Source organism: Rhodococcus sp. WB9 (assembly GCF_007558985.1).
Classification (GTDB): domain Bacteria; phylum Actinomycetota; class Actinomycetes; order Mycobacteriales; family Mycobacteriaceae; genus Rhodococcus_F; species Rhodococcus_F opacus.
On the sequence record NZ_CP041769.1, the window covers coordinates 5,400,387 to 5,427,167 of the forward strand.

The 26,781-nt window shown below is 65.0% G+C and carries 33 protein-coding genes; 12 read left to right on the forward strand and 21 right to left on the reverse strand.

From position 1 onward, the window contains the following. Positions 1–83: 83 nt before the first annotated feature. Genes FND50_RS25205 through FND50_RS37640 form a run of 13 tightly spaced genes read right to left on the reverse strand, consistent with a single transcriptional unit; the run spans position 84 to position 6,621 of the window. Positions 84–1,181: a hypothetical protein gene (locus FND50_RS25205; protein WP_144287488.1), complete on the reverse strand. Its 1,098-nt coding sequence runs from the start codon at positions 1,179–1,181 to the stop codon at positions 84–86. 43 nt (positions 1,182–1,224) lie between these two features. Next, a complete protein-coding gene (locus FND50_RS25210; protein WP_144287489.1) occupies positions 1,225–2,079 on the reverse strand; it encodes a PD-(D/E)XK nuclease-like domain-containing protein in 855 nt (284 codons plus the stop codon). Beyond that, entirely contained in the window at positions 2,076–2,399 is a 324-nt protein-coding gene (locus FND50_RS25215) for a hypothetical protein (RefSeq protein WP_144287490.1), read from the reverse strand. The genes FND50_RS25210 and FND50_RS25215 overlap by 4 nt, the downstream gene beginning before the upstream one ends. Then, a complete protein-coding gene (locus tag FND50_RS25220) occupies positions 2,399–3,001 on the reverse strand; it encodes a hypothetical protein (RefSeq protein WP_144287491.1) in 603 nt (200 codons plus the stop codon). The genes FND50_RS25215 and FND50_RS25220 overlap by 1 nt, the downstream gene beginning before the upstream one ends. Next, a complete protein-coding gene (locus FND50_RS25225) occupies positions 2,998–3,384 on the reverse strand; it encodes a hypothetical protein (RefSeq protein ID WP_144287492.1) in 387 nt (128 codons plus the stop codon). Before FND50_RS25225 ends, FND50_RS25220 begins: the two co-directional genes overlap by 4 nt. After that, a complete protein-coding gene (locus FND50_RS25230; protein WP_144287493.1) occupies positions 3,381–3,746 on the reverse strand; it encodes a hypothetical protein in 366 nt (121 codons plus the stop codon). Before FND50_RS25230 ends, FND50_RS25225 begins: the two co-directional genes overlap by 4 nt. Further along, positions 3,743–3,982, reverse strand: coding sequence for a hypothetical protein (locus FND50_RS25235; protein ID WP_144287494.1), 240 nt, complete (start codon positions 3,980–3,982; stop codon positions 3,743–3,745). Before FND50_RS25235 ends, FND50_RS25230 begins: the two co-directional genes overlap by 4 nt. After that, on the reverse strand, positions 3,979–4,173 hold the full coding sequence (locus FND50_RS25240; RefSeq protein WP_144287495.1) for a hypothetical protein: 195 nt from the start codon (positions 4,171–4,173) through the stop codon (positions 3,979–3,981). The genes FND50_RS25235 and FND50_RS25240 overlap by 4 nt, the downstream gene beginning before the upstream one ends. Beyond that, the gene (locus FND50_RS36325) at positions 4,173–4,976 is read right to left on the reverse strand and encodes a hypothetical protein (protein WP_186301149.1); all 804 of its coding nucleotides are present in this window, start codon (positions 4,974–4,976) and stop codon (positions 4,173–4,175) included. The genes FND50_RS25240 and FND50_RS36325 overlap by 1 nt, the downstream gene beginning before the upstream one ends. Next, a complete protein-coding gene (locus FND50_RS25255) occupies positions 4,973–5,206 on the reverse strand; it encodes an AlpA family transcriptional regulator (protein WP_144287497.1) in 234 nt (77 codons plus the stop codon). Before FND50_RS25255 ends, FND50_RS36325 begins: the two co-directional genes overlap by 4 nt. Next, positions 5,203–5,484, reverse strand: a complete 282-nt coding sequence (locus FND50_RS25260) for a hypothetical protein (protein WP_144287498.1) — start codon at positions 5,482–5,484, stop codon at positions 5,203–5,205. The genes FND50_RS25255 and FND50_RS25260 overlap by 4 nt, the downstream gene beginning before the upstream one ends. Next, on the reverse strand, positions 5,481–6,335 hold the full coding sequence (locus FND50_RS25265; RefSeq protein WP_144287499.1) for a hypothetical protein: 855 nt from the start codon (positions 6,333–6,335) through the stop codon (positions 5,481–5,483). The genes FND50_RS25260 and FND50_RS25265 overlap by 4 nt, the downstream gene beginning before the upstream one ends. Then, complete coding sequence (locus FND50_RS37640; protein ID WP_313905283.1) at positions 6,304–6,621, reverse strand: helix-turn-helix transcriptional regulator; 318 nt, start codon at positions 6,619–6,621, stop codon at positions 6,304–6,306. The genes FND50_RS25265 and FND50_RS37640 overlap by 32 nt, the downstream gene beginning before the upstream one ends. Positions 6,622–6,791: 170 nt before the next feature. On the opposite strand from FND50_RS37640, the gene FND50_RS25275 reads away from it, so the two are divergent. From FND50_RS25275 to FND50_RS25285, 3 genes are all read left to right on the forward strand, one after another. Further along, on the forward strand, positions 6,792–7,949 hold the full coding sequence (locus FND50_RS25275; protein WP_144287501.1) for a hypothetical protein: 1,158 nt from the start codon (positions 6,792–6,794) through the stop codon (positions 7,947–7,949). A gap of 302 nt (positions 7,950–8,251) precedes the next feature. Then, a complete protein-coding gene (locus FND50_RS37100; RefSeq protein ID WP_260850692.1) occupies positions 8,252–8,509 on the forward strand; it encodes a hypothetical protein in 258 nt (85 codons plus the stop codon). 386 nt (positions 8,510–8,895) lie between these two features. After that, the gene (locus FND50_RS25285) at positions 8,896–10,011 is read left to right on the forward strand and encodes a three-Cys-motif partner protein TcmP (protein ID WP_186301150.1); all 1,116 of its coding nucleotides are present in this window, start codon (positions 8,896–8,898) and stop codon (positions 10,009–10,011) included. On the opposite strand, the gene FND50_RS25290 is transcribed toward FND50_RS25285, so the two are convergent. Further along, complete coding sequence (locus FND50_RS25290) at positions 10,008–10,754, reverse strand: DUF5131 family protein (protein ID WP_144287504.1); 747 nt, start codon at positions 10,752–10,754, stop codon at positions 10,008–10,010. The genes FND50_RS25285 and FND50_RS25290 overlap by 4 nt on opposite strands. Positions 10,755–11,032: 278 nt before the next feature. Between FND50_RS25290 and FND50_RS25295 the strand changes: the two genes are divergently transcribed. Then, positions 11,033–12,298, forward strand: a complete 1,266-nt coding sequence (locus tag FND50_RS25295; RefSeq protein WP_144287505.1) for a site-specific integrase — start codon at positions 11,033–11,035, stop codon at positions 12,296–12,298. Between the two features lie 147 nt (positions 12,299–12,445). Here FND50_RS25295 and FND50_RS25300 read toward each other — a convergent pair whose 3' ends face one another. The 3 genes from FND50_RS25300 to FND50_RS25310 form a co-directional block, all read right to left on the reverse strand. Beyond that, complete coding sequence (locus FND50_RS25300; protein WP_144287506.1) at positions 12,446–13,270, reverse strand: alpha/beta fold hydrolase; 825 nt, start codon at positions 13,268–13,270, stop codon at positions 12,446–12,448. A 395-nt stretch (positions 13,271–13,665) separates the two neighbouring features. Continuing rightward, positions 13,666–14,226 carry a PaaI family thioesterase gene (locus tag FND50_RS25305; protein ID WP_144287507.1) on the reverse strand — a complete coding sequence of 187 codons (561 nt, stop codon included), beginning with the start codon at positions 14,224–14,226 and terminating at the stop codon, positions 13,666–13,668. Then, positions 14,226–14,942 (reverse strand): SDR family oxidoreductase, encoded by a 717-nt coding sequence (locus FND50_RS25310; protein WP_144287508.1) that lies wholly within the window; start codon positions 14,940–14,942, stop codon positions 14,226–14,228. The genes FND50_RS25305 and FND50_RS25310 overlap by 1 nt, the downstream gene beginning before the upstream one ends. A gap of 88 nt (positions 14,943–15,030) precedes the next feature. Here FND50_RS25310 and FND50_RS25315 point away from each other — a divergent pair, with 88 nt between their 5' ends. Continuing rightward, positions 15,031–15,534, forward strand: a complete 504-nt coding sequence (locus FND50_RS25315; RefSeq protein ID WP_144287509.1) for a helix-turn-helix domain-containing protein — start codon at positions 15,031–15,033, stop codon at positions 15,532–15,534. Positions 15,535–15,634: 100 nt separating this feature from the next. Then, the gene (gene gdhA / locus FND50_RS25320) at positions 15,635–16,978 is read left to right on the forward strand and encodes an NADP-specific glutamate dehydrogenase (protein ID WP_144287510.1); all 1,344 of its coding nucleotides are present in this window, start codon (positions 15,635–15,637) and stop codon (positions 16,976–16,978) included. 55 nt (positions 16,979–17,033) lie between these two features. Here gdhA and FND50_RS25325 read toward each other — a convergent pair whose 3' ends face one another. The 3 genes from FND50_RS25325 to FND50_RS25335 are packed head-to-tail and all read right to left on the reverse strand — an operon-like array spanning position 17,034 to position 19,571. Next, positions 17,034–17,243 (reverse strand): hypothetical protein, encoded by a 210-nt coding sequence (locus FND50_RS25325; RefSeq protein WP_144287511.1) that lies wholly within the window; start codon positions 17,241–17,243, stop codon positions 17,034–17,036. Between the two features lie 12 nt (positions 17,244–17,255). Then, entirely contained in the window at positions 17,256–18,428 is a 1,173-nt protein-coding gene (locus tag FND50_RS25330) for an acyl-CoA desaturase (protein ID WP_144287512.1), read from the reverse strand. 33 nt (positions 18,429–18,461) lie between these two features. Next, positions 18,462–19,571 carry a ferredoxin reductase gene (locus tag FND50_RS25335; protein WP_144287513.1) on the reverse strand — a complete coding sequence of 370 codons (1,110 nt, stop codon included), beginning with the start codon at positions 19,569–19,571 and terminating at the stop codon, positions 18,462–18,464. 118 nt (positions 19,572–19,689) lie between these two features. Here FND50_RS25335 and FND50_RS25340 point away from each other — a divergent pair, with 118 nt between their 5' ends. The 3 genes from FND50_RS25340 to FND50_RS25350 all read left to right on the forward strand — a co-directional run bounded on the left by FND50_RS25340 (position 19,690) and on the right by FND50_RS25350 (position 21,931). Beyond that, complete coding sequence (locus FND50_RS25340) at positions 19,690–20,397, forward strand: TetR family transcriptional regulator (protein WP_144287514.1); 708 nt, start codon at positions 19,690–19,692, stop codon at positions 20,395–20,397. 26 nt (positions 20,398–20,423) lie between these two features. After that, positions 20,424–21,275, forward strand: a complete 852-nt coding sequence (locus FND50_RS25345; protein WP_144287515.1) for an alpha/beta fold hydrolase — start codon at positions 20,424–20,426, stop codon at positions 21,273–21,275. Positions 21,276–21,352: 77 nt separating this feature from the next. Beyond that, entirely contained in the window at positions 21,353–21,931 is a 579-nt protein-coding gene (locus FND50_RS25350) for a DUF4203 domain-containing protein (RefSeq protein ID WP_144287516.1), read from the forward strand. Here FND50_RS25350 and FND50_RS25355 read toward each other — a convergent pair. Further along, entirely contained in the window at positions 21,928–23,253 is a 1,326-nt protein-coding gene (locus tag FND50_RS25355; RefSeq protein WP_005248269.1) for an MFS transporter, read from the reverse strand. The genes FND50_RS25350 and FND50_RS25355 overlap by 4 nt on opposite strands. Before the next feature lie 126 nt (positions 23,254–23,379). Here FND50_RS25355 and FND50_RS25360 point away from each other — a divergent pair, with 126 nt between their 5' ends. From FND50_RS25360 to cmrA, 3 genes are read left to right on the forward strand one after another with little or no spacing between them, the layout of a single operon-like run. After that, positions 23,380–23,913, forward strand: a complete 534-nt coding sequence (locus tag FND50_RS25360) for a PadR family transcriptional regulator (RefSeq protein WP_144287517.1) — start codon at positions 23,380–23,382, stop codon at positions 23,911–23,913. Between the two features lie 13 nt (positions 23,914–23,926). Further along, positions 23,927–25,951, forward strand: a complete 2,025-nt coding sequence (locus FND50_RS25365) for an NADPH-dependent 2,4-dienoyl-CoA reductase (protein ID WP_144287518.1) — start codon at positions 23,927–23,929, stop codon at positions 25,949–25,951. Positions 25,952–25,969: 18 nt separating this feature from the next. Beyond that, complete coding sequence (gene cmrA, locus FND50_RS25370) at positions 25,970–26,773, forward strand: mycolate reductase (RefSeq protein WP_144287519.1); 804 nt, start codon at positions 25,970–25,972, stop codon at positions 26,771–26,773. Positions 26,774–26,781 lie beyond the last annotated feature (8 nt).

Sequence of the window (26,781 nt, forward strand, 5' to 3'; positions counted from 1 at the left end):
CCAGCCGAATGCGATGACCGCGCCCATCCCCGCCCCCGCCGCCGTGAGGGCGACGGCGAGGGCGAGGGACGCGAGGGTGCGGGTCACTGCTGGTCTCCGGCGGGCTCTTCCCCGGTCTCGAGGAAGCGGATCGTGGAGGCGACCTCAGAGGCCGTCAGATCCTTGACTGCGGTGATGTCCCGACCTTCGCGGGCGGAGAGGAAGGCCTTCCGTTCCTCGGCGTTCTTGATGCCGGCCTTGGTGAGCGCAGCGGTGAGGCCCTTCAGCTCCTCGGCTGATGCGGGCTGCGACCCGTCTCGTTCCGTATCCTTCGGCTGATCCTCGGCTGGTCGCTCGTCGGGCTGATCCTTCGCCGGGACCTCGGTTGGTCGGCCACTCTCGATGTCGGCGGCGGTGACGCGGCTCGGCGGGAACGCTTCCTCGCGGGTGATCTCCCGGTTCTTGATCGAGTTGAAGGTGATGCCGAGTTCTCCGAGGTCCTGCTCAGTCCATTCGTCGGATGGTCGACCGATCTTGGACTCAAGCTGCTTGCGGCTCACTCCGATTCCGTCGAAGTGACCGATGCTGTTCGCGATGCGGGTGGCGAGGGGGATTCCGCCGCCGTCCTGCAGGGTTGCGTGGCAGCGTTCGGAGGCTTCTTCGACGAACCAGGCTGGGAGGACCGCGAAGATCGCTTCACGGACGCGGCGGGCGCCGGCGTTGGCGTTGTTCTCGTAGATGTCCCGCATGTCGGTGAGTTGACGGGTGCCCTGCCGGGTGTCTCGCTTGTGCGGGACGATGAATGTGATTGCGTTGCGCGCGTTCGTTTCGAGATCCCAGGCGAACGCCTGCATTTCGGACTCACCTTTGTCGTCGTCGCGGCGGAGCTCGGCGACGCCGTACTGGATGTTGCCCCAGCAGCGGGCGAGTTCGCGGGCGAGGTGGATCGACGGACCGGACACGGTCTCACCGCCGCGCGGGAACGAGAAGAACGCCCTGTCGGCGACGGACTTCTGTGCGGTGCTGTCGCGCATCTCCTCGACGGCGATGGGCTTGCTGCGCCGGTTCTGCTGGGCGACGAGGACGGCGGCCTGGACCTCGGCGATGGCGCGGGACTGCTCGATCGCGGTGGCCTGGCTGACCTGTGTGCGTGCACCGGCGGGCTGGAACGCGGGCTGGTAGCGGGCAGGGCTGTTCGTCATGCGTGACTCCGTTCAGATGGGGGTGTGGTTCGGCGGGCGCCGGTCACCACGGGAGTTGGTTCTCGTGCTGTCGCCGCCACCATGCGGGCAGGCTGACGAGGTGGACGTCGTCGCTGTAGTCCGGCCACAGACCGGTCTCCATGCAGGCAGCGAAGAGGTCGACGGCCTTGCGGTTGAGCTGTCGTCCGACCTCGATGTCGTCGGAGTGCAGCTCGATGACCGAGACGAGGTAGGGCGGGTTCTTGTCCTGGACGACGAACAGGAAGATGGGGTCGTCGGCGATGCCGAGTTCGATCAGGCCGTCGATGTAGAACGGTGCCTGCTGTGCGTACCCGAAGTCCGCGGCCGACTTGGCGAACTTGTCCGGGTTCGCGGAGGTGCTCGACTTGTAGTCGACGATGACGGTGCGTCCGTTGACGGTGAGGTTCGGCATCCAGTCCGGCCGGCACCGGAGGCGAGCACCGGTGTCCGGGTCGTCCCAGTACATCGACAATTCGGGGGTGCCGGACTCGAGGAGTGCGGCGGCGTGCCGGTTACGGCGGATCGCGCGGGCCATGGCGCGGACCTGTTCGACCTCCTTCGTCAGCAATGGGGTCTTGCCCTCGGCGTAGATCGCGTCGCGCTCAGCCTGCGCCGCCTTGGTCTTCCAGTCCTTCGCCTCCACCTCGACGATCTCCTCGCCCGCACCGAGCACGAGAGTGTGCGCGGCGTGGCCGAGGTCGAACGCCTTCGTCGACTCACGCGGATTGTCCTGCGCGTAGCGGAACTGGGCGGGTGTCGACGGCGGGAGGAGCGCCCGGGCGCCGGAGGAAGACAGTGACAACTTGTCGCCGTGGTAGATGTAGTCCGGGATGTCGGCGAATACGCCGATCTGGTCGGGTGCGAGCAGATCGCTCACGCAACACCGCCTTTCGTGTGGTGGTCTGGTCGCAACGTGACCTGGTAGCAGGTGTTGCACATCCCCTTCGCGCCAGTGGTTTTCACACCGGGTGGTCGGGGTCGGAGGTCGGATCCGCTTCGGTTCACCATCTGGTGGTTGCAGACGGCGCAACGCTGCGCGATCTCGGTGTCGACGTCGATCAGCCCGAGCATCGCCAGCAGGTCCGCGGCCTCCGTTGCGTCGACGGCATTCGCCGCGACAGTGCGCATCGCCCGCTGAGCAACTTCGTCCGGGGTGTCCGGGATGTCCCAGACCGCACGCTTCGCATCGATCTGCATCAGCACGTCACCGCCGACCGGTACTTCGCGATGCCCCAAACGATCGCGTGGCAAGCCATCAGGTAGTGGTGGTCGTAGTCCGTCAGATCCCACTCCCAGACGTCGGCGAACTCGAACTCCTCGTTGGTGCGCCAGTCCCGGTAATCGAAGTTGTAGAGGATGTGTCGGGCGTCGGCGAGGCTGTACGCGTACGCGTTGTCGAGGACGTCCTCGCGGATGGTCTTCCACAGGCGCACCTTGTCCCTGTACGCGTGGCGGTTATCCATGAAGTACTGGACGACCTGCTGTTTGAACTTCTCCTCCGAGAAGGAGATGGCGGGGTTGTCGCCGCGGATCTTCTCGGCCCAGTAGCCCGGGTTGATCCCACCGCGGGCACCTGCGTTGGCCGAAAAGAACTCGAACATGTCGTCCATTCGAGCGAACTGGTACGAGTGCACGTCGCCGGTGACGACGAGGTTGTGCGGCCACGTGATCAGGTCGAACCAGAAGATCGACGTATCCGGGGACTGGAACCGGATGTGCCGGTATAGGCCATCGTCCTTCAGCACCGTCATCTCGTGCTTCTCGACGTACGTGGCGAACATCTTCTTGGCGTCGCTCATGGCGTGACCCCGTTCTCGCGGTCGACCTGGGCGTCGCGCGCGTCGTCGGCCCGCGCTCCCCAGTCGAGTTCGCCGCCGTCCGGTCCGCGCTCCTCGGCCAGTTGCTTCTCGAGCTGATCGGCGGCGCGGAGCAATGCCGCGGCCACCTTGCGCGCGTCGTCGGGGCTGTCGACCCAGACGACGTCAATGCAGATCTCGTCCCCGTCGATATGGGTGACCGCGTAGTCGCCGGCGAAGTGCTCCTCGGGGAGTTCGACGACCGCGTACCGCGCGAGCACGGCGTCGGCGATCGGCCCCCAGTACTTCTCGTTGAACTGGACGAACAGCGATCCGTTATCCCCGGCCCTCTTCAGGAGCTTGGTGAGTTCGTCGCGGATGGTCATGCCGTCACCAGCAATCCGTAGCCGATGAAGCCGAAGACCCCGCCGAGGATCAGGCACAGGGCCCAGCCCATCCAGGAGTGCCACTCGAATGTGAACCAGTCTTCGAGCTTGTCCCAGCCACTTGGCTCGGGCGCTTCGTCAATCGCAGCGGCGAGGTCGTCGAAGAGGTCGGGCGTCGCCGGGTGCGGGTTCGCGAGGTTCATCGCGGCGTAGACGGCGCGGTCGAACTCGACATCCGTCAAGGTCGGCTGCTGGATCCACACAGAACGCAGATCCCGCTCGACCTGGTCGTGGATCGGTGTGGTCATGAAGTGGTCATGCAAATCGTCGCCGTCAATGCGGGCGTCGAAAGTTGCTGTCATCGCAGTCTCGTTTCATTCACAAGCTGTGGATGGATGTTGTTGGTAGTGCTCGGTTCGGCAGGCACATCGCCGGAATCAGCCGGGACACCGACCAGTTCGCGGGCCTCGGCGTGTGTCAGCAGGCCTGCCTTGAACTCGGCGACGAACCGCTCAGCGATCCGGCTGTGGTGGTCGACCAGGACGCGGGGACGATGGGTGTGTGGGACGCCGGCGAGGGTGGAATCCAAGTCACTCATGGGCGCACCGTGATCTCGTCGCCATGGACCACGTCTGTGGCCCCATCGGAGTACGTCACCTGCCACATGCCGCCGCCACGGCGCAATGCATTCGCGACGGACACAGACGCAGTACCGAAACCCACGGAGGTCGGGGCGACCTTCTCGATCTGCACGGCCGTGCGCACCGTCGTCACACGCAGCGTCGTCATCACGACTCACCGCCGTCCGGCGGAATGGTCGCGGAGGACGCGTCGGTACCGTGACTGCCGTCTTCCTCGCCTACGGTGGTGACGCCAGAGTCAACACTCAGAGGGGAACCCGGATGGCAGACGACGCTCGACTTGATGATCTCGCTCGCAGAATCGATGCGGTCCCTGACTCGCTCACCGGAGTGAAGTCGATCTACCAGGCCTTCCATACCCTCGCGTCGAACAACTCGCGGCCCGCCACTGCCGCCGAGATGATCGACGCCATGACCAAGGGGCTCGACGAGCTCGAGGAGCGACTCGCCTCCAGCGAGAGCGACGCGAAGTAGGACCACGAGTTCCTCAAGCACGATGGCACGGACGTCGGCGCGCGTAAGGTGCTTCGGCTCCGACCGGTTCGGCAGAACCGCCAGCCCCTCCTCTGCCAGTCGACGCAGGTACGCGTCGTTTACGCTTCCCCCAAAAGAAGGAGGAGGCACATCGTGGCCCGCATCATTTTCAATGGCTTCACTTACGACATCAGCCAAACCAGACTCGATGCGACCCGCGAGCTGCTCCAGCGATTCGCCGAGGGCAAGACCATGGGTGTCGTCATGTCCCTCACCCACGACGGCGCACGACACCACCTGTTCATCACCCCGGGCGCGCCCATCACGCTCATCGAGTAGGGCGGCGGCCTCGTCCTGACCGCGGTGCATCTCCTCATGCGCCTCGATGTCCTGCCGCAGCTCGTACTCGTCCTCAGCGGTCTCCGGATGGGAACCGCCGATCCCAAACCCGCAATCGCTGCATTCGTAGAGGATCACGCGGACCACCTCGCGGCGTCGGCCATGAGGGATTCCATGAACTCGTCGACATCGGATGCACGCCAGTGCAGCGCGGAGGTGATCCCCTCCCCTGCCTTGAACCCCTTGGAGTACAACGGGTGCGGGCCGTGGGACGCCATCCAACCCTGGGTGCGCATCTTCCGGATCGTCTGCGGCGAATGACCGGTGAGGTTCGAGACCTCACGGATGTTGAGGGACCTCTCGCTCATGACGCACCGCCTGGAACGCGCTTGAAGCTTTCTGGGAAGTTGCAGATGAAGTGAGTCAGGGCCTGGTGCAGGGCGGCGATGTCCGTTTCACACAGGCTGTATGGCCCGATCTCGACGGCCGGGCTCATCGAGTTGATGATCACCCGGACGGGCATCGTCACGAACTCATCGGTCTCGTCGACAGTCGGCTCGATGACGCGCTCGAGGAGGACATGCCGGCTGACGCTCAACTCGGGGTGGCCATCGCGGTCGAAGTCGAGAACAGGAAAGCGGCTCATGCGGCACCGCCGTAGTACTTGTTCCAGACGTCGTCGAAGAGCGGTCGGTCAGACTCGTTGTACGCGTTGACGTTCCTGATCTGTCCCGATCCGGTTTCGAGCGGGTACTGCTTCGGCTCTTCGCCGTGCTCGAGGATGAAAGCGGCTTTGATGCGCTTGCCGAAGACAGGTGACGTCGACTTGATCTCCGCCTTCGACAGACCCTTCTCCTCGAGGAAGGTCTGCGCGTACAGCGGCGTGGTCGCAGCATCGAGTTCGGGTGCCTCGCCGAGCCCGCGGGCGAGCACGATCCTGGCTTTCGCCTCCAGGTGCTTCGGATCGATCAGGCCTTGCGCCATCTGGATCAGCGAAAGGTGCCCCTTCGCCCGGTCCAACTCGGTGAGCTTCTTCTCTACGATCTCCGCTTGTCTCGTGCGGATCGCGAAGTAGGACTGGGCGGCGGCGATTGCGGGCTTCCTTGGGTCGCCGTTCATGACGGTGAGGTATGCACCGAAGCGGGAAAGCTCGACGTCCGCAACCTCTCGACGACCGCCCTTGCCGAGTTCGATCATCTTGCCGGCGTCGACAAAATGATCTCGGGCCGGGCTTCCGCTGTTCTCGCATGCGATCCGAGCGCGTTCGATGGCGGCCGCGAAATTGCGCCAGGTCTCGTAGTCGGTGAGCTGCGCGAGCCTGCGGGCTGACCAGAACTCTGAGCCGTCTGGACGGAGCTGACGCTCGTCGTCGAATGACGGCGATGCTGCCGTAGTCTGAATCTCAGACATTGGTTCTCCAATCTGTGTCGTGGCCCTCAGCTGCTCCACCAGCTGGGGGCTTTTCTTATGCCGGTACCGCGTGGCGGCGTTTGGCATGTCTGACAGTTGACACTGAGGGCGTGATTGTTTGCTCGTGGGCCGCGAAGAGGTCCTCCCACGGAACGTCGAGCCTGTTTGAGATAGCCATGGCGAAGGCCTCGGAGAGGTTTCGTAACTGGCCGCTTTCCACCTTGTAGATCGCAGTCTGCGACCGGCGGACGAGCATTGCCAGTTCGCGCTGCGTATACCCCCGCTGCTTTCGCCACCTTCGGATTTGCCCGGGATCGCGTACCTGCATCCAGATCTCCCTACGTAGCTGTGGTGGGCGGGTCCGCTTCATCATGCCTCCTGGTAATCGCTTTGACAACTGTCATGATTGCCGATTGACGTGTGGTTGTCAACGCGACAACCAGTGAAACTGCGCCGTGGTCTGGAACTATGAGCTAGTCGGTTGTTTTTGAAGACGTGTCACGCTCTGGCACTACTAGAAACACTTAGGGGAGAGTTCTCAACGTGAACGAAGTCCAGACACTGCGCCAGCTGCTCCAGAAGGCTGCTGACCTCCGTGACCTATCAGGCCGCGGTCTGGCCGACCTCGCGACAGCGAACGGATGGAACCTCAATCGCTCTACGGTTTCAAAGGTTCTCAACGGAACGTATTCGTCACGCCCGTCTTCGGACACGATTCGGGCAGTCGCTTGGCTGGCCGGCGTCTCTGAGCGCATCGCGTTTGAGGCCGCTGGACAACCCGTTCCGGGTTCGTCGTTCGCGGACGAGTTGCCAGAAGAGGCGAATCTACTGGCCCCCAGGGAACGCAAGATCATCGTCGATTTCATTCGCGTTCTCATCGAGCATCATCAACGACCGACTGGAGAAACAGATGACCAAGAAGACCAGGAACCGCGGCAGGAAGAGAGCGGCCAGGAGCTCGACGGCGCAGGCAGCAAAGCGGGCAGGTCAGGAGCCCCCATGATTGACGATCTTCAGATTCGAAGTATCCGAAGCGACGCACTGGCGAAGCACTACGAGTGGGTTCGCGAGAAGGCGCTCGGGCATTCCGCACGCAAGGTCTTGATGGACCAGGCGCGAAACACCCTGACGCGCCGCGGCGCCCCTGGCCTCGACCCCGATACTGTCGTCGAGCCCGAAATCAATGACCAGCGCTACGTGCAGTATCTCGCCTGGCGTCAGCTCCTGGACCAAGGCGTCGGCGACAGATCGCTCATGCCGCTATCTGCCACCGCCGAGAAGGCTGCGGCTCGCCGGTGGCGTCGAGAATTTGCCGAACTCGTGCTGCTTGACACCATCAGGACGCGAGATATATCTGACGGCGTTCGAGAGTTCGTATTGCAGGATGTGGTTTCCGCGCTCGATCGAGTGATCATTGGCGGCGTGGAACCGATTTCCACAATGACGCACTACCTCAACGCTGCAACCTTTACTTCGTCGAGTCAAGGACAGGACCCTGACTATCTCGCCGCCCAGGAGGGATACGAGCCTCTGGAGTCTGGCGCCACTATGCCCCAGCTACCTAGCGGCCACGAGGACGCCGGGCAGAGCGATTACGCATTGGCTCAGCGCAAGGGCGAGACAGTCGAGCGCAAGCGGCGTCGCATCGAGGGTGAGCCTTGGGACCATGCGGATCCAGAGGGACCGGAGGACGGTGCGTAAGAACAGGTTCCAGCGAACCTTGCTTTGACTGAGTCTCGCCAGTTACCGACCAGTAAGTCGCCTTTCGAACACGCGTTCGAGTAGATTGTGGGCCTACCACAAGACACCGACACGTTTGGACGGGGCGCATGGTTCACCGATGGCATCCATGGCGGCATCTTCAGCGGTGCTATCCGCACCTCGAAGTCACCTTCCCGAACTGCCTGAGGTTCGGGTGCCTGGGCGAGTGGACCTCCGCCGGTATCGAGATTGACGGAACCTCAAACCAGCGTGAACGTCGCTGCACACTCACCCACGAGATCGTGCACATCGAACGCGGCCCGGTGCCCAACGACCCACACCTTGCCGTGAAGGAGGAACGCGTCGTCGAATGCATCACGGCGCGTAGGCTGATCAGCCTTGAGACGCTCATCGACGCGCTCGTATGGAATCGGCTGCGAGTCGACGACGAGATGGCCGAAGAATTGTGGGTCGACCTGCCGACGCTGCAGCACCGCGTCCGGGATCTCACGGACGGCGAGCGCCGGTACATCGATCAGGAGCTCGAACGCAGAGCATGATCGAGTGGAAACTCGTATCGTGTGCCGCGCAGCCGTCCGCGCGCCCTCCACAACCGGTGTGATCGACAACACCCACTGGTTCGCGTGCGATTTAGGCAACCAAACCGGCCGGTTCTGAAATAGTGCTCCAATGTCCCGGTCTCGACCGTGGCGGTCTCAGCGCTGCCTGTTTCCGCACGTCACAGTTAGTGTGCAGCAAATGCCACCACCGCCGGGGCGGTGGGTGTGAGCGGCCAGCCAGACTGCCGATCGGCGCGCAGCTCCTCACGGTTCGTCGTCCCGGGCCGACCAACCGCCGCCGGCAGAGATCGGCCGGGCGGCGACCATCGCTACAGAACAGCACAACAATGAAACGCAACCCCCAATGCGAGAGGATCACGGGAAACGTGAGCAAGGACAGCGCGCCTGAGAAATGGGTCATGGCGCCGCACACGAAGGCGAAACATCAGATTCTCAACGACTACCTCGGCGCTTGGTACCCGATTTTGTCGAACGGGCGCGGCCGGGTTCTCTACATCGACGGATTTGCTGGGCGTGGCCGATACGGCGACGGTAGCGATGGTTCGCCCCAGATAGCGTTGCGCAGGCTGCTGACGCACGACAGTTTTCCTCAGATGTCTCAATGCGAGTTCATGTTCATGTTCATTGAGAAAGACAAGGACAACTGCACAGCGCTCGAGGGCGAACTCGAGGCCATGAGGTCGGAGTATGAGAAGGAGAAGCCTTGGCCCTCCAACGTTCATCCGCATGTGATCAACGGCTCATTCGACACCGAGATGACCGAGCTGTTCCGCATTGTGCGGGAGCAAAACAAGCAACTCGCGCCCACTTTCGCCTTCGTCGATCCTTTCGGTTACACGCGGTTCCCGATGGATCTGCTCGCGCAGATCGCCGCGACGCCTAACAGCGAGCTGTTCATCAACTTCATGGTCGGTTTCGTCCAACGATTCATCACTCGAGACCATCAAGAGGCAGCGATCAGCGCACTGTACGGCAGGGCGGTCGACGATGTGCTGGTCGGACTTGAGGAAGGACACGACCGGATCGACCATCTCGTCGATGTCTACGCCGACGCGCTGGCGGAAAAGACGAATCTGCCCTACATCCAGCGCTTCTACATGCTGAACAGGACCGGAAACGTTTCGTATGCGCTACTCCACGCAACCAAGAACCGGCTAGGTGTTAAGCGCATGAAAGCTGCTATGTGGAAGGTCGATCCGGGCGGAAACTACCGCCTTGCCGACCGCACGCATGGGGAAGCTGTTCTGTTCGAACCGGAGCCCAATCTGGCTCGCCTCGAGGCAATCATCATCGCGAATTTTACAGGGCATTCTGGGGTCACCAAGGACGACGTACAGTGGTTCACGGTCCTCGAGACCGCCTTCCGCGAAACGCATGCAACCCCGCTGCTGAAGAAAATGGAAGGTGACGGGACGATCGTCGTGCACCGGCCGCCGGGGAAACGAGGATTTCCGGCCGGCGTCACCTTCGATTTCGTCTAAGCGCTCGCCCTTTGGGGCATCTCATCCCAGAGCTCGCCATCAAGAAGGCGACCGAGAGCTTTCGGGGTCCGGCCACCCCATTGCTTGAAGAAGAACGGCACGCCGGCATCCGTGCACTCGTCACGGATACCTCGCGCCCACGACAGTTCCATCGGTCGATAGTTCGAGCCAGACTCGCCACCGGCGATCACCCACCCGATTCCGTCCAGGTTGATCCCATCGAGAGGGCCTAGCAGGGGCTCGCACGATAGGAATCTGACCGCGGCCGGCACATTGCGGAGGTGGTCAACTCGATCCAGCGCGTCACCGTTCTCGACTGAAACTCCCATCCACACGTTGTCGGGCCAATCGAGCTTGTCGGCCATTCGACTCAGCCGAAGGGACCGCTTAGTCAGAACCTGATAAGTGTGCTGAGGAGTCTCACGCATGACATCGAAAACATCCCGCACGAACCCGATAGGAACCTTTGCATGAAATAGGTCACTCATCGAGTTGACGAAAACAACGCGAGGATTACGCCATCGACGTGGCTGGTCGAGCGCGCCTGGATGAACCGTCACACCAAATCCGGGACCCGATGTGGCGGGGTTGCCGTCATTCTGATACTTCTCGGCACCCATCGCTTTCAGGCGCTTGGCAAGGGTCAGCGCGTAGCAGTTGTCGCAGCCTGTGGATACGCGGTCGCAGCCGGTCACCGGATTCCACGTTGCTTCGGTCCACTCGATCGACGACTTGTCGGCCACGCGATCTCACCACCATTCGAAAATTTGTTCGATATCGTTGATTGCTTGACACCATACCCTTGGTGGAGCCTAATTGGCGAGAGTATCAACACGCGAATTCAACGGGGTGCCAATCGAATAGGTGTGGCACCGGGCTGTCACGCCCTGGAACATCGTCGAGTAGTGAAACAGAACCCCCGCGCCCTCAATGGGTTGTAGGAGCGCGGGGGTGAGGCGAACCCGAACAGGTTCAGTAGGAGTGTAGTCGTGACATACGGCAATCCCTGGGCGGTGCGCTGATGCCCCGCCCGCCGCTCGCCCTCGGAACGTGGGGGCACATCAAACGCACCAAGGTGGATAAGGGCCGCTGGTACGCCGACGGCCGCTACCGCGCCCAGAACGGGCGCACCCGCCGGATCCGGCGGTACTCCCCCGAGGGCGTCTTCGACCGCGAGGGGGCCGCCGCCGAGCGGATCCTCATCGAGGCGATGAAAGCCGCGTGTGAGTCCACGGGAGATCTCGATGGCACGACGACCATCGACGAGCTGTGGACCGTGTACCGGGTGGAGCTCGTGGAGAGTGGCAGAGCACCGCGGACCTTGACGCGGTACGACGACGTCGCGAAGTTCATCGGGGCACATCTCGGTGGGCTGCGGCTGCAGGAGGTATCGACGCAGCGACTTGAGACGTTCCTGCGATCGGTCACGGAGGTGAACGGCGCCGGCAACGCGAAGTCGACCCGGTCGGTGCTGTCGGGGATGTTCTCGATGGCGACGCGGTTGGGTGTGGTGAAGGCGAATCCGGTGCGAGACACGAAGCCGCCGACGTCGAAGTCGACGAAGCAGCCGCGGTCCCTCGAACCGGAGCAGTTGGCGAAGCTGTTGGTGGATCTGCGGCAGTCGACGATCCCCTGCCCCGCGGTCGGGAAGGGCGGCGTGCCGATCCCGTCGAAGTACCGGGTGCCGACCGTGGCGGAGTACTGCGCGAGCGTGGACCTGGTCGACGTCATCACGATGTTCGCGGCGACCGGCGTGCGAATGTCGGAGCTGATCGGTATGACGTGGCCGAGCCTGGATCTGCAGGCCAAGACGATCACCCTGTCGGAGAAGGCGGCGCGGGTGCCCGGCAAGGGGCTCGTGTTGGTCAGCCGGGACGACGACCCGAAGAACACGAACCGGACGTTGGCGCTGCCGGACTTCGCGATGACGATGCTGCGGGCCCGCAAGCTCGCCGCCTCGCCGAACGCGCATCAGGTGATCTTCCCGTCGAAGGCAGGCACGATCCGGGACGCTGACGCGATGAACGTGCAGTGGCGGCGGGTGCGTGCGGCGCTGGATCTGGATTGGGTGACCGCCCATACGTTCCGCCGCACGGTGGCGTCGCTGTTGGACGAGTCGAAGATGGGACCGCGGATCACGGCGGACCAGCTCGGGCACGCGAGTCCGTCGATGACGATGGACAAGTACATGTCTCGAGGGAAGGTGCGCCCGGAGGTGGCGGCGATCCTCGATGCGGCGGTGAAAGTGGAGAGTAAACGGAGAGTCGGCGAGGAACGCGCCCAGTGACACCGGCTTCCACCTGCAGGAATATCGATTCCAGCCTGCGACTCTCTTGGTCGCAGGTTCGAATCCTGCCGGGGGCACTCATTCCACGGAGCGCCGACAGACGAAAACCCCCGATCACCTGGACGAACAGGAATCGAGGGTCCGTCGTCAGCCCTTCAGGAACGCCAGCAGGTCGGCGTTGATCGTCTCCGCTTGTGTGGTGGGCATGCCGTGGGGGAAGTCCTGGTACGTCTTCAACGTCCCGTTCGCGAGAAGCTTCGCGGACAGGGGTCCGGCGTCGGCGTACGGAACGATCTGGTCGTCTTCGCTGTGCATCACCAGCACCGGCACCGTGATCTTCTTCAGATCCTCGGTGAAGTCGGTCTGCGAGAAGGCGACGATGCCGTCGTAGTGAGCCTTGGCCCCGCCCATCATCCCTTGGCGCCACCAGTTCTCGATGATCGCCTCGGAGGATTCCACGCCCGGTCGGTTGAATCCGTAGAAGGGTCCCGCCGGCAGGTCGCGATAGAACTTCGACCTATTGGCGGCGAGCTGCGCCTGCAAGTCGTCGAACACGTCCTTGGGGAGGCCGCCCGGGTTCGCCTCCGTTTTGACCATCAGCGGCGGTACCGCGCTGATCAGTGCGGCCTTCGACACCCGGCTCTCCCCGTGCCGCGCGAGATAGTGCACCACCTCGCCGCCGCCCGTCGAATGGCCGACGTGGATCGCGTTCTGCAGGTCGAGGTGCGCGGTCAGCTCCGCGAGGTCGGCGGCGTAGTGATCCATGTCGTGGCCGTCACCGGTCTGGGTGGAGCGCCCGTGACCGCGCCGATCATGGGCGATGACGCGATAGCCCTGCTGGAGGAAGAACAGCATCTGGGTGTCCCAGTCGTCGGCCGACAGCGGCCAGCCGTGGCTGAACACGATGGGTTGACCGGTTCCCCAGTCCTTGTAGAAGATCTCCGTGCCATCCTGGGTGGTGATCGTGCCCATGTGGTTGCCTTCCTTGACCGTTCTGGGATGACGCTGATGAGGACGGAAGTCAGTACATCAAACTTCGGTACCCCACAGGGCGGCTTCGACCGGCGACGTCCTGTACGACCGTCCGATAGGCACTGTGCCCCTCGTCCGTACCCGGAGCTGCGTACTCGCGCGTAACAAACCGACCAATTAGTCTTGTTCGCGCATCGCCCCAACCCGACGGGGCAACGGTGCACCGGGACCCGCCACGATCCTCCGCGAGTGGCGGGTTTCCCGCATTTCAGCTGACTTTACTCGCGCATTACTTTTTCATGACCTAACCTAGGGGCCGCCGGCCCTCCCCCGACTCGGGTCGGCAGGCGGCCCCGCCGGACGCCCCCGAGGCACCCGGCGGGCGCCGTCCGGCGTCAGCTCTCCTGTGGAACCTCGAACACCAGCAGGGTGCTGGTGGCGGTGGCGACGAGTCGGCCCTGCGAGTCGGTGACCTCCCCCTCCGCGAACGCGATGCGGCGACCCGACTTCTTGACGACTCCGGTGGCCGTGAGGGGCCCGGAGTCCCGGGTCGCTCCGCGGATGTAGTTGACCTTGATCTCGACCGACGTGTAACCCCACCCCGCGGGCAACGTGGTGTGCACGGCGCAGCCGGCGACTGAATCGAGCAGGGTACACACGGCGCCGCCGTGGATGGCGCCGATCGGGTTGTACTGCGACTCGTCGGGGTTCAGCGCGAAGACGACCCTTCCGGGTTCGGCCTCGAGGAACCGCAGGTTCATCAGGCTCGCGATCGGGGGCGCGGGAATCTCGCCGTCGAGGATCGCCCGCAGGTAGCCGAGGCCGTCGAGTTCTCGCGCTTTCCGCGCCGGGCCTGCCGGGTCGCGCCATTCGACGGTCCTCGACCGCACCTCTCCCCACTCCGCGTCCGCCCCGCCCTCGACAGTCGCCACTGCACCGTTTCCGGACTCGCTCACTATGCCGCCCCCTGCTGCGCCGGCTGCGGATAGAGGGCGTCGAGGTCACCCGACAGTGCCGCCTTGACGGTGCGGGAGGTGTCGTCGGCGAGGACTTCGTGAGCGCCGGACTCGATGCCGTCGAAGGCCAGTCGCGCGACCTCGGCCGCGGAGATCTTCGGTACGTCCAGACCGCTCGTCATGTCGGTGTCCATGTATCCGAGGTGCAGCCCGACCACCTGGATGTTCTGCGCTGCGAGTTCGGCACGCATCGCGTTGGTGGCACTCCACAGGGCGGCTTTCGAGACGCTGTACGAACCACCGACGGCCAGCCAGGACAGGACGGAGTGCACGTTGAGGATCGCGCCGCCCCCATTGGCGGCGATGATCGGTGCCAGCGCGCGAGTGACGTTGAGCGGGCCGTAGAGGTTGGTTTCGAGTTCCCGGCGCATTCCGTCGAGATCACCCGTGAGCGGCGACTCGCCGATGAGGATGCCGGCGTTGTTGATCAGCACGCCGAGGTCCCCGACGTACTCCGCGGCGGCGTAGACCGATTCGGGGTTCGTGACATCCAGTTCGACGGGCACGACCCGGGGATGCCCTTCGATCGTCGACGTATCACGTGCCGACGCGTAGACCGTTCGCGCTCCTCGCGCGAGCGCCTCGGCGACGAAGGCACGTCCGAGCCCGCGGCCGGCTCCGGTGACCAGCACCGTTCGATCTTGAATCGTGGTCATGACGACCCCTTCGAGAGAGTAAGTCTGCTTTTCCAACTAACTGCGCTACGACAGTAAACCCCTATCAGTTGGAAAACACAACCCATCTATGATGGAGTACATGAACAACGGCGACACCGAGCGAGCGACACCCGAGATCGTCATGGACCGCATGCCACTGGCGCCGCGACCCTGCGCGATCGCCGCCACCATGGAACTGATCGGCGACCGCTGGTCCATGCTGGTGATCCGCGAACTGAGCTACGGGGTGCACCGCTTCGACCGGATTGCCGGGTACATCGGCGTCTCGCGCGACATCCTCACCGCGCGACTACGCAAACTCGAGGAGGTCGGCGTCATCGAGCGCCGCCAGTACTCCGAGCACCCTCCCCGTTTCGAGTACCACCTCACCCCGGCAGGAGAGGACCTGCGACCACTGCTGCTCTCGCTGTTCCAATGGGGCAGCAAATGGGCCGTCGACGAGGCGCCGTCGGTGCTCGTGCACGAATGCGGGCACTCACTGGAGCTGGAACACCGCTGCGCTCACTGCGGCGAGGCCGTCGAGAACACCTCTGTCGCAATGCATTCCCGCACACCATTGCGGGAGTCCTGATCTCTCCGCACGGCGCGATACAGGACGCCTGACGCCAGGTCTATAGTTTTCAAAGTAAACGTCAGGTAACGAATTCCTCACACGTCAGGCAGGTGGGTCTGTGTCAATGCGCGACCAGGTAGCAGAGATCTACGAGCAGGTCCGCCTGCGGAACGCCGGAGAACCCGAGTTCCACCAGGCAGCCGCCGAGGTCTTCGAGTCGCTCCAGGTCGTGCTCGACCACCATCCCCACTACGCCGACTCCGGATTGATCGAGCGACTGTGCGAGCCCGAGCGTCAGATCATCTTCCGGGTGCCGTGGGTCGACGACTCCGGCAACGTGCACGTCAACCGCGGTTTCCGTGTGCAGTACAACAGCGTGCTCGGCCCCTACAAGGGCGGCCTGCGGTTTCACCCCAGCGTGAATCTGGGAATCGTGAAGTTCCTCGGCTTCGAGCAGATCTTCAAGAACGCCCTCACCGGACTTCCGATCGGCGGCGGCAAGGGTGGCTCCGACTTCGACCCCAAGGGTCGCTCGGAGGCCGAGATCATGCGGTTCTGCCAGTCGTTCATGACCGAGCTGCATCGCCACATCGGCGAGTACACCGACGTCCCGGCAGGTGACATCGGCGTCGGCGGGCGCGAGATCGGCTACCTGTTCGGCCAGTACAAGCGCCTCACCAACTCCTACGAGTCGGGGGTCCTCACCGGTAAGGGCCTCACCTGGGGCGGCTCGCAGGTGCGTCGCGAGGCGACGGGGTACGGCGTCGCCTACTTCGTCGCCGAGATGCTGAAGGCGGCGAACAGCTCACTGGGCGGCAAGACCGTCGTCGTCTCAGGCTCCGGAAACGTCGCGATCTACGCGATCGAGAAGGTGCACCAGCTCGGCGGAATCGCGATCGCGAGCTCCGATTCCTCCGGATACCTCGTCGACGAGAAGGGCATCGACCTCGAGCTCCTGAAGGAGATCAAGGAGGTGCGACGCGGACGGATCAGCGAGTACACGGACACCGTGCCGCACGCCCGGTTCGTGCCGAACGGCTCCATCTGGGACGTGCCGTGCGACGTCGCGCTCCCCTGCGCCACCCAGAACGAACTCGACGAAGCGGCCGCCAAGACACTGGTCGCGAACGGCGTGCAGGCGGTGGCCGAGGGCGCGAACATGCCCACGACCCCGCAGGGCGTCCAGGTGTTCCGCGATGCCGCGGTGGCCTTCGCCCCGGGCAAGGCGGCCAACGCGGGCGGCGTCGCCACGTCGGCACTCGAGATGCAGCAGAACGCATCCCGCGACTCGTGGGGCTTCGAATACACGGACGAGCGGTTGGCCGGAATCATGCGCGGCATCCACGAGCGCACCGTGGCCACGGCCGCCGAGTACGGCATGCCGGGCGACTACGTGCACGGCGCGAACATCGCCGGTTTCGTGAAGGTGGCCGACGCCATGATCTCGCTCGGCGTCATCTAGCAGAACGAAAAGGGGCGCGGCCGTCGCCGGCCGCGCCCCACCGACGCGAGGATCCTCAGTCGACCGGATTGTCCTCGCCCTCGTCTTCGCGGGCCTTCTTCGCGGCCTCGCGCATCTCGATGCCGTCGGACACCCAGTCACCGATCTCCCGGGTGACGTCCCGGACGGCGCCCGCGATGATCGTCGCGATGTGGCCCACGTGCGTGGCCGCGGACTCCGTCAGTTCCTGCACGGTGTCCTTGCGCCGCTCGAACTTCCCCACCATGTGTTTCGCCTCTCAGGCTGCAGTCTTCTGCCGCTCGACGATAACACCGGGAGGGGTGTCGGACGAGACGAGACCGGGCGGCAGTGCGAACGTGAAGATCTTCCCCCACACGGAGCCGATCTGCTTGAAGAAGCCACCGGTGTTGTAGGGCAGCCCGTGCTTCTCGCACAGTGCCTTCACGGCGGGCGCCATCTCCGGGTACCGGTGGGCGGGCAGGTCCGGGAACAGGTGGTGCTCGATCTGGTGCGACAGGTTGCCCGACATGATGTGGAACAGCGGGCTCCCCTCGATGTTCGCGCTGCCGAGCATCTGCCGGACGTACCACTCGCCGCGGGTTTCCTCCGCGGTCTCGTCCTCGGTGAAACTCTGCACGCCGGTGGGGAAATGGCCGCAGAAGATGATGGAGTACGCCCACACGTTGCGGATCAGGTTGGCGGTCACGTTGCCGAGCAGTGTGGGGACGAACAGCGGCCCGGTGAGCGCCGGGAAGATCACGTAATCCTTGAGCACCTGCCGACCGGCCTTGCGCCACCAGCCCTTCAGCAGCGGCTTGACGTCGCGCCACGTCCGCTTGCCCTGGATCACGTTCTCCGCTTCCAGGTCGTGCATCATGACGCCCCACTCGAACAGCATCATCAGAAAGAAGGCGTAGACCGGGTTCCCCAGGTAGTAGGGGTTCCACTTCTGCGCCTCGTCGATCCTCAGGATGCCGTAGCCGATGTCCCGGTCCCGGCCGAGGATGTTGGTGTACGTGTGGTGCATGTAGTTGTGGGAATGCTTCCACTGATCGGCCGGGCAGACTGTGTCCCACTCGAACACGCGGGAGTTCAGGCCCGGTTCACGCATCCAGTCGTACTGGCCGTGCATGACGTTGTGGCCGATCTCCATGTTGTCGAGAATCTTCGACACACCGAGAGCCCCGACCCCGGCGATCCAGGCCGGCGGAAAGAAGCCGAGGTACATCAGCCCGCGACCGGCGACCTCGAATCCCCTCTGCGCCTTGATGATCTTGTAGATGTATTCACGGTCCTCGGCGCCGAGGTCAGCAACCGTCCGGTCGCGGAGGGCGTCCAGTTCCCGGCCGATTTCTTCGACCTGGTCGTGACTGAGCACCACCGGGGCGTCGTTTCGGGAACCGTCGGAGCCGTCGACGAACGGGAGGAACGAGAGTGAGAGTCCAAACATGTCGGTCTCCAAACGTGGGATGTCGAGTGAAAATCAGATGTCGAGGGCGACGTCGCCCACCGGAACCGAGACGCACAGCTGGATCGCCTTGTCCGGATCGGTGTCGGTGTCGCCGGTGCGGACGTTCTTGGTGCACCCCGACTTCTTCACCGTGGTGCAGGAGAAGCAGATGCCCATCCGGCATCCGTACTCGGGATGGAGTCCGGCGGCCTCCGCCTGTTCGAGCAGCGTCGCTCCGGAATTCTCCGCGGTGACACCGCTGACGGTGAAGGACACCTCACCACCGGCCTCACCCTCCGCCGGGGCAGCGGCGGGAGCGAATTCCTCGGTGTGCAGACGGTCCTCGATGCCGAGTTCGCGGTACACCTCCCGAACGCCACGCATCAGCCCGGGCGGGCCGCACAGGAAGGTGTCGGCGTCCGCGTACCAGGGCGCCACCGCGTCGAGGTGCTCCTGGCCGAAGAATCCGTGGAGATGGCCGCCGGTGTCCTGATCGGTGTACGACAGCACGAGCGAGACGTTGGCGTTCGCGTCCGCGAGTGCGCGCAACTCGTCGAGGTACGCGACGTCGTTTTCGGTGTACGCGTAGTGCAGAAAAGTGATGCTTCCGATGTGCTGCTCGTCGACCAAGGTGCGCAGCATCGACAGAACCGGGGTGATTCCGCTGCCTCCGCTCACCAGCAGGACCCGGCGAGGGCGAGGAGACGGAAGGGTGAATTCTCCCGCCGCCTGAGACAGGTCGAGCACGAGACCGGGGCTCGCGTGGGCGTGCAGGTACTGCGAGACGAGACCCTCGGGATGCGCCTTGATCGTCAACTCGACGAGCCCGTCGGTGGACGCCTGTGCATTGGCCGGCGAGTAGCACCGGGTGTGGCGAACCCCGTCGATCACGACGCCCACCTGCACGAACTGCCCCGCACGGAATCCGCGCCACTGACGGGTGGGGCGCAGCGTGAGGGTGACGGTGTCGGCGGTGGACCGCCGGACCTCGACCACTTCTGCACGCAGGTCGCGCACGGTGACCATGGGAGCGACGAGTTCGAGGTAGCGGTCGAGCTGGTGCGGAGTGGCCATCGCCTCGAACAACGACAGCAGCGAGAACCTGCGTCCCTCCGCCGGACGACTGGTGTGGGCAACTGACACGTCAGCCTCCTCCGTTTGAGTGCACGGTTGTACACTGACAATAGTGTGACAGAGAGGGACAGCAAGTTGTCAATCAGAATGTGACCGCACGCACACTCGAGGCAGGGATCGGACACGCATGCCGGATGACGGGTACGAGCACCCGGAGATGACAGGTGTGGGCACTGGCGCGAATACACTCACTGCCGTGAGTCAGTCGACCGGCGCCGAACCCGAGAGCAGGGCAGCCCGCAAGGAGCGCACGAGAAAGGCGCTTCTCGACGGCACGCTCGAACTCATGGCGGATCGGAGTTTCGCCGGCGTGAGCCTGCGCGAGATCGCCCGCACCGCGGGAATCGTGCCCACCGCGTTCTACCGCCACTTCGCGTCCATCGAGGAGCTCGGCGTGGTGCTCGTCGAGGAGGGCATGCGAATACTGCGGCAGATGCTGCGCGACGCCCGGCGCACCCCGAGCACCAAGAGCGCTGGCGCATCCCTCGACATCCTCGTCCGGCAGGTTCGCACCCACGAGGCGCAGTTCCGGTTCCTCAGCCGTGAACGCTACGGCGGCGTCCCCGAAATTCGCCGGGCGATCGCGACCGAGATGACACTGTTCGTCAGCGAACTCACGGTGGATCTGTCCCGCATCGAGGGTCTGCAATCCTGGGACCACGACGACCTGGAGATGGCGGCCGACCTGATCGTGTCCACCATGTTCGCCGTCGTCGTCGACCTGCTCGAGGCCGACCGCCCCGGAAGCCGAAGCGAGGCCGAGGTGGTCGCGCGCGCCGAACGGCAACTGCGCCTGATCATGCTCGGCATGAGCGGGTGGAATCCCGGAAAGTAGTCGCGCTCTCGCCGTACGGTGGGGGCATGCTGTCAACCTCGGAACACGCGCACATCACCCTCGGCGACCTGACGTTCGACGTCACGACCAGCGGTCCGGCCGACGGTGTCCCCGTCGTTCTCCTGCACGGGTTTCCGGAGAGCGCCGCGTCCTGGGAACCCGTCAGCGCCCTGCTGAACGAGTCCGGTCTGCGGACGTACGCCCCGAACCAGCGCGGATACTCGCCCGGTGCGCGACCGGACGGAGTCGACTCCTACCGGATCGACCACCTCGTCGCGGACGTGATCGGACTGCTCGACGCACTCGACCTCGACACGGCGCATCTCGTCGGCCACGACTGGGGCGCCGCCGTGGCCTGGGTCGTCGCGGCCAGGCACCCCGATCGGATCACCTCGCTCACCACCGTGTCGGTGCCACATCCGGGCGCGTTCGGCTGGGCGTTGCGCGAGGACGCCGATCAGAAGGAACGCTCCTCCTACATCCGGCTCCTGAGGATGGAGGGCAAAGCCGAGCGGGTCCTCCTCGACGACAACGCGCACTCACTGCGCGCAATGTTCGGTGACGTCGTCCCGCCGGCACTCGTCGACCGGCACGTCGCGCTGCTCAGCGAACCGGGAGCGCTGACCGCCGCGCTGAACTGGTACCGCGCCATGACGAGCGACTTCGAGCAGACGCCCGCCGTCACCGTTCCCACGACCTACGTCTGGAGCACCGGCGACCAGGCGCTGGGGCGTGCGGGAGCCGAGCGGTGCGGCGAGTTCGTCGACGCGCCGTACGAATTCGTCGTGCTCGACGATGCCACGCACTGGATCCCGGAGCAGCGTCCCGACGCACTCGCGGACGCAATCCTCACGCGCGCCGGAACCACACCGAACTGAAATCCGCTGTTCCCCTCGACGGGGCGTCCGTTCTGGTTTGATGACACTACTCGTCTCGTGCACCCTGGGAGGGCACCATGAGTGGCATCGCAATCCTTCTGGTCGGCGCCGTTCTGTGCTTCGCCGGTGTCGGTTCACTCCACGTCGCCGTACTCGCCTCGGGATTCGGCCTCGGCTGGCTCCTGGCCGACCTGCTGTCGCTGTCGCTCGGGACGACGTTCCTGGTCGCGGCGATCGGCGCGGTCGTGGTGTGGGTGGCCACCACCCTGATCTTCAAATTCGCCGCATTCTTCATCGGAGGCATCGCGGGCGCGGTGGTCGGCGCCAAACTCAGTCGTGTTCTGCAACCTGACGACGCCAGCTGGCTGCTCAGCGGAATCGTGATCGTCGCACTCGCTGTCGCCTGTGGTTTCATCGCCGACCGGTATCGGGCCCGGGCATTGTTGTGGCTCACCGCGCTCGGCGGCGCCAGCTTGGTGCTGACCGGGCTCGGCCTGGCCATCGGGGCACTGAGTTTCCTCGAAGACCCGAACGAGGGCAGCCAGCAGTTCTTCGCCACGCTGATCTGGATCGTCGTGGCGGCGGCGGGCTGGCTGACGCAGCGGCGGCTGTTCCCGGAGAAGCTTCGCATCGACGACACTCGCGCGAGGCGCTAGTCGCGTTCGGGCGCCTTCACCACCGTCAGCGCGGCGAGCCCGATCGCGAGCACGATCACCAGGCCGAGGATCCCCGCCCGATCCGCCGCGAACCACCAGGCGAACAATCCGAAGAGGGTGGGCGAGAGGAACGACACCGCGCGGCCGGTGGTCGCGTACAGGCCGAACATCTGCCCCTCCCTGCCGGGCGGGGTGATCCGGGCCAGGAACGTGCGCGCGGACGACTGCGCGGGACCGACGAACAGGCACAGCAGCAGTCCGAAGATCCAGAACATGGCCGGTCCCGAGACGGCCATCAGGACGACACCGACGATGATCATCGCGATCAGGGACGTCATGATCACGGTCTTCGGCCCGATCCGGTCGTCGAACCGGCCGGCGGTGAGCGCGCCGAGCGCGGAGACGACATTGGCCGCGACGCCGAACAACAGCACGTCACCTGCGCCGATGCCGTAGACGTTGACGGCGAGGACGGCGCCGAACGTGAAGACACCGGCCAGACCGTCGCGGAACAACGCACTCGCCACCAGGAAGTAGACGGTGCGCCGGTCGGCGGACCACAGGTCGCGCAGATCGCGCCACAACACCCGGTACGACTCGACGAAACCGGCCTTGTCCGCCCCCGGATCCGCGTGCGGGCGGGGTAGCTCGGGGACCTTCAGCAGCACGGGAATCGCGAAGACCGCGAACCAGACGGCCGCCAGCAGCGCCACCATCCGGATGTTCAGGCCGCCGTCCGTGGTGAGCCCGAGGAATCCCCGGTTGTCGCCGTCACCGGAGATGAAACCGAAGTAGCACACCAGCAGGAGCACGATCCCACCGAAATAGCCCATCGCCCAGCCGAACCCGGACACCCGGCCGATGTTCGCCGGCGTCGACACCTGCCTGAGCATCGCGTTGTACGGAACGCCGGCCAGTTCGAAGATCACCGAACCGGCGGCCAGCAGCACCAGCCCGAGCCACAGGTACTGATACGAGTCGCGGACGAAGAACATCGCCGCCATGCACCCGACCGTCGCGAACGTGAGGACGCCGAGCGCCCACTTGCGTCGTCCCGCGGCGTCGAACCGCTGCCCCGTGACGGGGGCGAGCACGGCGATGAGGAAACCGGCGATGCCGAGCGACCACCCGAGCCACGTGCTCGCGGAGATCGATCCCGGCAGGTCCTCCCCCACTGCGTCCGTCAGGTACACGGAGAAGACGAACGTGAGGATCACGGCGTTGAACGCGGCCGATCCCCAGTCCCACAGCCCCCACGCGACAACCTGTCTGCGCGTCGCGGCCTCGCCGATCCCGGCCGGCGGACGAACGTCGGTGCTCATGCCCGCGAGCCTATGCGAGCGAACTGGGAGTTCGTGCGGTCTGACGCGAAGAGCGTCCTGTTCGACCGGAAGGACCTAGTGTGCACTCAGTTGCATACACACCTCGTTGCATACATACTTCTGTTCGTGGCCCTCGAACATGCGCTTCTCGTCTCCCTGACCGAGCACTCCGGCTCGGGCTACGAATTGGCGCGCCGGTTCGACAAGTCCATCGGCTTCTTCCAGAGCGCCACCCACCAGCAGATCTACCGCGTCCTCAAACGGATGGACGAGTCCGGCTGGGTCGACGCCGAGGTCGTGGCACAGGACGGCAGACCCGACAAGAAGGTGTACCGGGTCAGCGCGGCCGGGCGCGCGGAACTCGAGCGCTGGATCGCCGAACCGACCGGGCCCAATCACCTGCGTAACGAACTGGCAGTGAAGATCCGCGCCGCTCAGCACGGTGACATCGCCGCACTCACCGCCGAGGTCGCTCGCCACCGCGACGGCCACGCCGCCCGGCTCGAGGTCTACCGGATGATCGAAAAACGCGACTTTCCCGCACCGGACAAGCTCTCCGGGGCAGCCCTGCACCAGTACCTCGTCCTGCGCGGCGGAATCCGCGTCGAAGAGGGATTCGCCGACTGGTGCCAAGAAGTACTCGACGCGCTCGCACAGTAAGGACACGCCGCCAATGACTCAGTTCCCTGAGCTCCTCGCTCCCCTCGACCTCGGTTTCACGACGCTGAAGAACCGGGTGATCATGGGCTCCATCCACACCGGGCTCGAAGATCGCGCGAAGGACGTTCCCCGTCTGGCCGAGTACTTCGCCGAGCGTGCCCGCGGAGGTGTCGCGCTGATCGTCACCGGCGGATACGCGCCCAACCGGACGGGCTGGCTGCTGCCGTTCGGCGCCAAGCTCACCAACCGTGTCGAGGCCGGGCGGCACCGCGCGATCACGAAGGCGGTGCACGACGAGGGCGGCAAGATCGCCCTGCAGATCCTGCACGCCGGCCGGTACAGCTACCAGCCCTTCAGCGTGTCCGCCTCCTCGATCAAGGCCCCGATCAACCCGTTCCGGCCCCGCAAACTCACCGGCCGCGGCGTGCGCTGGCAGATCCGCAACTTCGTCCGCTGCGCCCGGCTCGCGCAGCAGGCGAACTACGACGGCGTCGAGATCATGGGCGGTGAGGGCTACTTCATCAACCAGTTCCTGTGCGAGCGCACCAACAAGCGCACCGACATCTGGGGCGGCACGCCCGAGAACCGCAGGCGGATCGCCGTCGAGATCGTCCGCCGCACGCGCAAGGCGGTGGGCCCGAACTTCATCATCATCTTCCGCCTGTCGATGGCCGACCTCGTCGAGGGCGGTCAGACGTGGGACGAGATCGTCGCGCTGGCACAGGAAGTGGAGGCCGCGGGCGCGACCATCATCAACACCGACATCGGCTGGCACGAATCCCGTGTTCCCACGATCGTGACGTCGGTGCCGCGGGCCGCGTTCGCCGACATCACCGGCAAGCTCGAGAAGCACGTGAGCATCCCCGTGGCCGCGTCGAACCGGATCAACATGCCGGAGGTCGCCGAGGAAATCCTGACCCGCGGCGACGCGCAGCTCATCTCGATGGCACGCCCGATGCTCGCCGATCCCGACTGGGTCCGGAAGGCGGAGGCAGGCACCCCCGACGAGATCAACACGTGCATCGCATGCAACCAGGCCTGCCTCGACCACGCCTTCGTCCGCAAGCACGTGTCGTGCCTGCTGAATCCGCGTGCGGGCCGGGAGACGGAACTGACGCTCTCCCCCACGCGGGCCGCGAAGCGTGTCGCCGTCGTCGGCGCCGGCCCCGCGGGACTGTCCGCGGCACTCGGCCTGGCACAGCGTGGCCATTCGGTGACCCTGTTCGAGGCGGATTCGGAGATCGGCGGCCAGTTCGGCATCGCCCGCAAGATCCCCGGCAAGGAGGAGTTCGCGGAGACGATCCGGTACTACAACCGCCAGCTTCCGCTCGCCGGTGTCGACGTCCGGCTCGACAGCCGCGTCACCGCGACCGAACTGATCGGCGAGTACGACGAGGTGATTGTCGCCACCGGTGTGACGCCGCGCGTTCCGTCCATTCCGGGTATCGACCACCCGAAGGTGCTCACGTACCCGGAGGTCGTGCGGGGCGGCAAGCCCGTCGGGAAGTCGGTCGCGGTGATCGGAACCGGCGGGATCGGCGTCGACGTCAGCGAGTTCCTCACCCACGAGCATTCCCCGACGCTCGACCTGAAGGAGTGGAAGCAGGAGTGGGGTGTCACCGAACCCGAAGCGGCGGCGGGCGCCCTCACCACACCCATTCCCGAACCGTCGCCGCGCGAGGTGTACCTGCTGCAGCGCAAGAGCGGCCGGATCGGCGCCGGACTCGCGAAGACCACGGGCTGGGTTCACCGGGCAGCGCTGAAGAACAAGGGCGTGCAAGAACTGTCCGGGGTCAACTACGAGCGCATCGACGACGACGGCCTGCACATCACGTTCGGCGCCAAACGCGAGAAGCCCCGCACCCTTGCCGTCGACAACGTGGTGATCTGCGCAGGTCAGGAATCGGTGCGTGACCTCGTCGACGAACTGACCGTTGCCGGCGTGACCACCCACGTCATCGGCGGCGCCGACGTCGCAGCCGAACTCGACGCCAAACGAGCGATCGAGCAGGGCACCCGGCTCGCCGCGCGCCTCTGACGCACTACGCTGCTGACCGTGAGCTTGCCGAACCCCACTCCCAGTGCCCGCGCCGTCGTGACCGGCGCCTCGTCCGGAATCGGCGAGGCGCTGGCCACCGATCTCGCCTGCCGGGGCCACTCCCTGATCCTCGTCGCACGCCGCGGCGAGGTGATGGAGTCACTCGCCGCAACCCTGCGCGACCAGCACGGCGTCGAGGTCGACGTTCGCGCGTGCGATCTGTCGGATCGCGACGCTCGGGCCACCCTCGTCACCGAACTGTCCGGACGCCAGATCAGCGTCCTGTGCAACAACGCGGGGATCGCCACGTTCGGCCCGGTCGCCGGACTCGATCCCGCGTACGAGCGGGCCCAGGTGGAACTCAACGCCGTTGCGGTGCACGACCTCACCCTCGCGGTGTTGCCCGGGATGCTCGAACGCAAGTCCGGCGCCATCCTCATGGTCGGCTCCGCGGCAGGCAACATGCCCATTCCCCACAACGCCACGTACGCGGCCAGCAAGGCGTTCGTCAACACCTTCTCCGAGTCGCTGCGCGGCGAACTCAAGGGGACGGGAGTGAACGTCACGCTGCTCGCACCCGGCCCGGTCCGCACCGAGGAGCCCGATCCGGCGGAGGCGTCGATCGTGGACAAGCTGGTGCCCGACTTCCTGTGGATCTCCAGCGAATACACCGCTAAGGTGTCGCTCGACGGGCTGGCCGACAACAAGATGCGGGTCGTGCCCGGCATCATCAGCAAGGCGATGTCCGTTGCCGGGCAGTACAGCCCGCGCGCGGTGGTCGCCCCGATCGTCGGAACGTTCTACAAGAAGCTGGGCGGGTGATCCCCGGG

Excerpts from the sequence above, each read along its gene's own strand:
- FND50_RS37640 (WP_313905283.1), bottom strand. The coding sequence starts at position 6,621 with ATGATGAAGCGGACCCGCCCACCACAGCTACGTAGGGAGATCTGGATG.
- FND50_RS25235 (WP_144287494.1), bottom strand. The coding sequence starts at position 3,982 with ATGAGTGACTTGGATTCCACCCTCGCCGGCGTCCCACACACCCATCGT.
- FND50_RS25295 (WP_144287505.1), top strand. The coding sequence starts at position 11,033 with ATGCCCCGCCCGCCGCTCGCCCTCGGAACGTGGGGGCACATCAAACGC.
- FND50_RS25225 (WP_144287492.1), bottom strand. The coding sequence starts at position 3,384 with ATGACCATCCGCGACGAACTCACCAAGCTCCTGAAGAGGGCCGGGGAT.
- FND50_RS25215 (WP_144287490.1), bottom strand. The coding sequence starts at position 2,399 with ATGCAGATCGATGCGAAGCGTGCGGTCTGGGACATCCCGGACACCCCG.
- FND50_RS25350 (WP_144287516.1), top strand. The coding sequence starts at position 21,353 with ATGAGTGGCATCGCAATCCTTCTGGTCGGCGCCGTTCTGTGCTTCGCC.
- FND50_RS25265 (WP_144287499.1), bottom strand. The coding sequence starts at position 6,335 with ATGCCAAACGCCGCCACGCGGTACCGGCATAAGAAAAGCCCCCAGCTG.
- FND50_RS25240 (WP_144287495.1), bottom strand. The coding sequence starts at position 4,173 with ATGACGACGCTGCGTGTGACGACGGTGCGCACGGCCGTGCAGATCGAG.
- FND50_RS25355 (WP_005248269.1), bottom strand. The coding sequence starts at position 23,253 with ATGAGCACCGACGTTCGTCCGCCGGCCGGGATCGGCGAGGCCGCGACG.
- FND50_RS25220 (WP_144287491.1), bottom strand. The coding sequence starts at position 3,001 with ATGAGCGACGCCAAGAAGATGTTCGCCACGTACGTCGAGAAGCACGAG.
- FND50_RS25230 (WP_144287493.1), bottom strand. The coding sequence starts at position 3,746 with ATGACAGCAACTTTCGACGCCCGCATTGACGGCGACGATTTGCATGAC.
- FND50_RS25310 (WP_144287508.1), bottom strand. The coding sequence starts at position 14,942 with ATGACCACGATTCAAGATCGAACGGTGCTGGTCACCGGAGCCGGCCGC.
- FND50_RS25330 (WP_144287512.1), bottom strand. The coding sequence starts at position 18,428 with ATGTTTGGACTCTCACTCTCGTTCCTCCCGTTCGTCGACGGCTCCGAC.
- FND50_RS25325 (WP_144287511.1), bottom strand. The coding sequence starts at position 17,243 with ATGGTGGGGAAGTTCGAGCGGCGCAAGGACACCGTGCAGGAACTGACG.
- FND50_RS25315 (WP_144287509.1), top strand. The coding sequence starts at position 15,031 with ATGATGGAGTACATGAACAACGGCGACACCGAGCGAGCGACACCCGAG.
- FND50_RS25260 (WP_144287498.1), bottom strand. The coding sequence starts at position 5,484 with ATGAGCCGCTTTCCTGTTCTCGACTTCGACCGCGATGGCCACCCCGAG.
- FND50_RS25365 (WP_144287518.1), top strand. The coding sequence starts at position 23,927 with ATGACTCAGTTCCCTGAGCTCCTCGCTCCCCTCGACCTCGGTTTCACG.
- FND50_RS25345 (WP_144287515.1), top strand. The coding sequence starts at position 20,424 with ATGCTGTCAACCTCGGAACACGCGCACATCACCCTCGGCGACCTGACG.
- FND50_RS25255 (WP_144287497.1), bottom strand. The coding sequence starts at position 5,206 with ATGAGCGAGAGGTCCCTCAACATCCGTGAGGTCTCGAACCTCACCGGT.
- FND50_RS25340 (WP_144287514.1), top strand. The coding sequence starts at position 19,690 with ATGCCGGATGACGGGTACGAGCACCCGGAGATGACAGGTGTGGGCACT.
- FND50_RS25205 (WP_144287488.1), bottom strand. The coding sequence starts at position 1,181 with ATGACGAACAGCCCTGCCCGCTACCAGCCCGCGTTCCAGCCCGCCGGT.
- FND50_RS25300 (WP_144287506.1), bottom strand. The coding sequence starts at position 13,270 with ATGGGCACGATCACCACCCAGGATGGCACGGAGATCTTCTACAAGGAC.